The organism is Blautia sp. CGZ-1-C1 (genome assembly GCF_056504575.1).
Genome location: NZ_JBWLUT010000176.1, coordinates 1 through 5,356, shown reverse-complemented (window position 1 = coordinate 5,356; position 5,356 = coordinate 1). Strand labels below are relative to the sequence as shown.

Genomic DNA, 5,356 nt, shown 5'->3' with positions numbered 1-5,356 from the left:
CTCATAAAGAGGCAATTAGAAATATCCTTGAGGGAAAGAGCGGAGCGTTCAATCAGCTTTTGCTGGAATGCCTGCTTGACGGACAGAACAGAATCCAAAGAGAACTTGGATGCCAGATGCCAGATGGAATAAAATTCGATTGCTGTCCAAAAATCTCAAACTTTAGCGAAAAATAATAATTAGGAAAGAAAAAACACCAAATCAGTCGACAGAAAATAGGACAAAATACTCTGCGTAGCTTGATTTTTCCATTCTCATTCCTCTATAATATGAGATGTGTTGAGAAAAAACTTTATTTGTAGAAGAATCAGGGAGGAGATAGCCTCATGGAAAAATTAAATGTGGCAGTTGCAGATGATAATGAGAGAATGGTGGAAGTACTTGGCCAGATCATAGAAGAAGATAAAGACCTGGAATTGGTAGGAAAGGCTCATAATGGAGAGGAAATCTGCAATATTATACGTGAAAAAGAACCTGACGTTGTTGTTTTGGACATCATTATGCCGAAAATGGATGGTCTGGCTGTTATGGAAAAGTTTGCTCATGACAAAAGCCTCAAAAAAGCGCCGGTATTTATTGTAGTTTCTGCTGTTGGCCAGGAACGCATTACAGAAGATGCGTTCAGCCTTGGGGCAGACTACTATATTTTGAAGCCTTTTGACAATAAAATGCTTCTGAACCGTATTAAACATGCGCGCAGAGCAGGCGAGAGAAGAATGAGAGAAATCAGCCGCCAGACGGAGAGAACAGAAGAAAAACAGGTACCGGTAAGAAATCTTGAGACAGATGTGACCAATATCATTCACGAGATTGGAGTGCCGGCACACATAAAAGGCTACCAGTATCTGCGCGATGCGATCATTTTGTCAGTGAACGACATGGAAATGCTGAATTCTATCACGAAAATACTCTATCCTACGATTGCGAAACGACATCAGACAACAGCCAGCAGAGTAGAACGGGCTATCAGACATGCGATAGAAGTTGCATGGAGCAGAGGCAAAATGGATACGATAGATGAATTATTTGGATATACAGTAAGTACCGGAAAAGGAAAACCTACAAATTCAGAATTTATTGCCTTGATTGCAGATAAAATCAGACTGGAATATAAAAATCGCTCTTTTCAATAGACATATTTTGGAGTATAATTATACAATAAAGGCTACCAAGGAGGGTTTTTCGCATGAAAAATATTTTATTTGCAACATCTGAAGCAGTTCCGTTTATCAAGACAGGAGGTCTGGCAGATGTAGCGGGCTCTTTGCCGAAATATTTTGATAAAAGATATTTTGATATTCGTGTGATTTTACCGAAATATGCCTGTATGAAACAGGAATGGAAAGATAAAATGGACTATATCACACATTTCTACATGGATCTTGGATACAAGAACTGCTATGTGGGAATCATGCATATGGAGTATGAAGGAATTCAGTTCTACTTTATTGATAATGAATATTACTTCAGCGGACCGAAACCATACGATGGAGGAACTTGGGATCTGGAGAAATTTGCATTCTTCTCAAAAGCAGTATTGTCCGTTCTCCCGGTTATCGGGTTCAGACCGGATATCATTCACTGCCATGACTGGCAGACAGGACTTGTACCTGTATATCTGCATGACAGTTTCCAGCAGAATGAATTTTTCTGGAATATAAAGACAATCATGACGATCCATAACCTTAAATTCCAGGGTGTATGGGATGTTAAGACAATTCAGAATATTACAGGACTTTCAGATTACTATTTCACAGCAGATAAACTTGAGGCATATAAAGATGCCAACTATCTGAAAGGTGGTATCGTATTTGCTGATGCAGTCACCACTGTAAGTAATACATATGCAGAAGAGATTAAAACACCATTTTATGGTGAAAAACTGGATGGTCTTATGTGCGCAAGGGCTAACAGCCTGAGAGGAATCGTAAATGGTATTGATTATAACGTATTCAACCCTGAGACAGATCCATATATCACAAAGACATATAACGCAACTACATTCAGAAAAGAAAAGGTAAAAAATAAAATTCAGCTTCAGAAAGACCTTGGACTTCAGGAAGATCCAAAGGCCATGATGATTGGTATTGTATCCCGTCTGACAGATCAGAAAGGTTTTGATCTGATTGCATATGTTATGGATGAACTTTGTCAGGATGCAATCCAGCTTGTAGTTCTTGGAACCGGTGATGAACGTTATGAAAATATGTTCCGTCATTTTGACTGGAAATATCATGGAAAGGTATCTGCACAGATTTATTATGATGAAACAATGTCTCATCGTATCTATGCAGCTGCTGATGCATTCCTGATGCCGTCCTTATTCGAACCATGCGGACTCAGCCAGCTTATGAGTCTTCGCTATGGAACGCTTCCAATTGTCAGAGAGACAGGCGGACTTAAGGATACAGTTGAACCTTATAACGAATATGAAGGAACAGGAACAGGATTTTCTTTCAGAAATTACAATGCACATGAAATGCTTGCAACTGTACGTAATGCAGAGAAAATTTTCTACGACAAGAAACGTGAGTGGAATAAAATGGTTGACCGCGCTATGGCAGCTGATTTCTCATGGGGCAACTCCGCACGCCAGTATGAAGAAATGTACAATTGGCTGATCGGCGATAAACCGGAATAAAAAATTCATTTTGTATTATTTTGCTGAAAGTGAATGATACACCATAGTTTATAAGAGAATCAGGCAGAAAATATGCATATTAATAACACAAAAGAGCAGAGGATGCAAAAGAAGCGCATTCTCTGCTTTTGCTGTCTTTGATTTTGAGTAACTATAAAAAAGTTACTGTCCACTCTGTGCCCAGTAACCATAAAAAAATTAATTGTTTTCAGAGAAAACAAAAAAGCTTGACATCCGCTTTAAAGTATAATACTATAATGAATAGAAAACGAACATAAGTTCTGAATGCGTATAAGGAGATTATATAAATGATAAGTGAAGAAAAACAGAAAGCGCTGGAAGCAGCACTTGGACATATTGAGAAACAGTACGGGAAAGGCTCTGTAATGAAACTTGGAGAATCAGGAGCCAATATGCAGGTAGAGACAGTTCCTACCGGTTCATTAAGCCTTGATATCGCCCTTGGAGTAGGCGGCGTACCTAAGGGACGTATCATCGAGATCTACGGACCGGAATCCAGTGGTAAGACAACAGTTGCGCTCCACATGGTAGCTGAAGTGCAGAAGAGGGGCGGAATTGCCGGCTTTATTGATGCGGAGCATGCATTAGACCCGGTATATGCCAAGAATATCGGCGTAGATATTGATAATTTATACATATCACAGCCAGATAACGGAGAACAGGCGCTTGAAATCACAGAAACTATGGTACGTTCCGGTGCTGTGGACATTGTAATCGTTGACTCTGTAGCAGCGCTTGTACCGAAAGCAGAGATTGATGGAGATATGGGTGACAGCCATGTTGGCCTTCAGGCAAGACTGATGTCACAGGCTCTCCGTAAACTTACAGCAGTTATCAGCAAATCCAACTGCGTTGTTATCTTTATCAATCAGCTTCGTGAGAAAGTCGGTGTAATGTTTGGTAATCCGGAGACAACAACAGGTGGACGTGCCCTGAAATTCTATTCTTCCATTCGTCTGGATGTCCGCAGAGTTGAGACACTGAAGCAGGGTGGCGAGATGGTAGGTAACCATACCAGAATCAAAGTTGTGAAGAATAAAGTAGCTCCGCCATTTAAACAGGCAGAGTTTGATATCATGTTCGGAACTGGTATTTCCAAAGAGGGAGATATTCTTGATTTGGCAGCTGACTGCGGTATCGTAAATAAGAGTGGTGCATGGTATGCATACAATGGAGATAAAATCGGACAGGGTCGTGAGAATGCGAAGCTTTTCCTCAAAGAGCACACTGACATCTGTGATGAGATTGAGAAGAAAGTAAGAATCCAATATCATCTTTTGCCGGATGAAGAAGGCGATACACAAGAGACTGCGGCAACAGATTCCGTACAGGATGATTCTGAGGAATAATTATGGGAAATGCATTCGGAGATCTGAAAGAATTTCTTGAAAATGCGGAGAGGCTGAAGAGAAGGTCTGCAACGAAGCAACAGAAAAATTTAACAGAAGAACCCGAGGAATACAGAGACGCAAGGCGTAAAGCCATGCGTCTCTTAGAACATATGGACCGCACTGAACGGGGGCTGAGAGAGAAACTGCGCCAGACAGGATTTAGTCCGAGGGCAGTAGATTATGCGCTGGCATATGTAGAATCCTATGGATACATAGATGATGAACGATATGCCAGAACTTATATTGCATACAGAATGGATACAAAGAGCCGCCAGAAGATTATACAGGAACTTATCAGCAAGGGAATAGACAAGGAAACAGCAGAGTCTGCATGGGAAGAAGAGGCTGCGCTGAATATGCCTGATGAGAGGAAAATCCTGTATCGGACTGTGGAGAAGAAATACTCTCCCGATACCGAACTGGATGAAAAAGAAATGCGCCGATTGCAGGGGTATCTGCTAAGAAGGGGATTTAGCTATTCAGATATAAAAAGTGTGCTTGAAGATATGAATATCCGGACGACTGCCTGGTAACGAAATCGTTCGCTGCAAACGTGTTGAACAGCAAGCAAAATCGGAAAAATATTCAAACAATTACCTAGAAAAACTTGACATAAGTATGAAAAAAAGATAAACTTGTATTGTTGTATTTGTACAATGAAAACTAAATAAGGAGGTGCTCCTGTGACAACAACAATTATTGTTGCAATTGTCGCTGTGGTAGTCGCGCTACTTATTGCGGTTCCTGTTACTTGCAAAGTCGCTGTAAACAACAAAATCCAGAAGGATGCAGAAGTCGTTGGAACAGCCGAAGACAAAGCAAGAAGCATCATAGATGAAGCTCTGAAAACAGCCGAGACTAAAAAAAGAGAAGCTTTATTGGAAGTGAAGGAAGAATCTCTCCGTACAAAAAATGAACTGGAGAAAGAAACCAAGGAACGAAGAAACGAACTGCAGAAGTATGAAAACCGTGTATTAGCCAAAGAATCCGCGGTTGACAAGAAAGCAGATGCAGTGGAGAAGCGTGAAGCGGAATGCACAGCGAGAGCAGCTGAGGTGCAGAAAAAAGAAAAACGAGTAGAAGAACTTGAGCAAAAAGGAGTACAGGAACTGGAACGTGTTTCAGGTCTGACCTCCGAACAGGCAAAAGAAGAATTACTCAGATCCGTTGAAGATGATGTAAAAGTGGATGTAGCCAGACTTTACAGAGAACTGGAGAGCAGAGCAAAAGAAGAAGCTGGTAAGAAGGCCAAGGAATATGTAGTCAACGCCATTCAGAAATGTGCGGTTGATCATGTAGCTGA

5 protein-coding genes are annotated in these 5,356 nt (G+C 40.9%); all 5 read left to right on the top strand.

Annotation, left to right across the window (positions count from 1 at the left end):
* The first annotated feature begins 326 nt into the window (after positions 1–326).
* The gene (spo0A, locus tag AC058W_RS16105; protein ID WP_117677008.1) at positions 327–1,133 is read left to right on the top strand and encodes a sporulation transcription factor Spo0A; all 807 of its coding nucleotides are present in this window, start codon (positions 327–329) and stop codon (positions 1,131–1,133) included.
* Positions 1,134–1,186: 53 nt separating this feature from the next.
* A complete protein-coding gene (gene glgA, locus AC058W_RS16100; protein WP_117677007.1) occupies positions 1,187–2,641 on the top strand; it encodes a glycogen synthase GlgA in 1,455 nt (484 codons plus the stop codon).
* A gap of 308 nt (positions 2,642–2,949) precedes the next feature.
* Positions 2,950–4,011, top strand: a complete 1,062-nt coding sequence (gene recA / locus AC058W_RS16095) for a recombinase RecA (RefSeq protein WP_117677006.1) — start codon at positions 2,950–2,952, stop codon at positions 4,009–4,011.
* A gap of 2 nt (positions 4,012–4,013) precedes the next feature.
* A complete protein-coding gene (locus AC058W_RS16090; protein ID WP_178762239.1) occupies positions 4,014–4,586 on the top strand; it encodes a regulatory protein RecX in 573 nt (190 codons plus the stop codon).
* A 150-nt stretch (positions 4,587–4,736) separates the two neighbouring features.
* Positions 4,737–5,356 (top strand): Rnase Y domain-containing protein (locus AC058W_RS16085; protein WP_479390317.1); only part of this gene is annotated, 620 nt, incomplete at its 3' end.

What these genes read in the sequence shown, in the direction of transcription:
- spo0A (WP_117677008.1), top strand. Translation starts at nt 327, where the DNA reads ATGGAAAAATTAAATGTGGCAGTTGCAGATGATAATGAGAGAATGGTG.
- glgA (WP_117677007.1), top strand. Translation starts at nt 1,187, where the DNA reads ATGAAAAATATTTTATTTGCAACATCTGAAGCAGTTCCGTTTATCAAG.
- recA (WP_117677006.1), top strand. Translation starts at nt 2,950, where the DNA reads ATGATAAGTGAAGAAAAACAGAAAGCGCTGGAAGCAGCACTTGGACAT.
- AC058W_RS16090 (WP_178762239.1), top strand. Translation starts at nt 4,014, where the DNA reads ATGGGAAATGCATTCGGAGATCTGAAAGAATTTCTTGAAAATGCGGAG.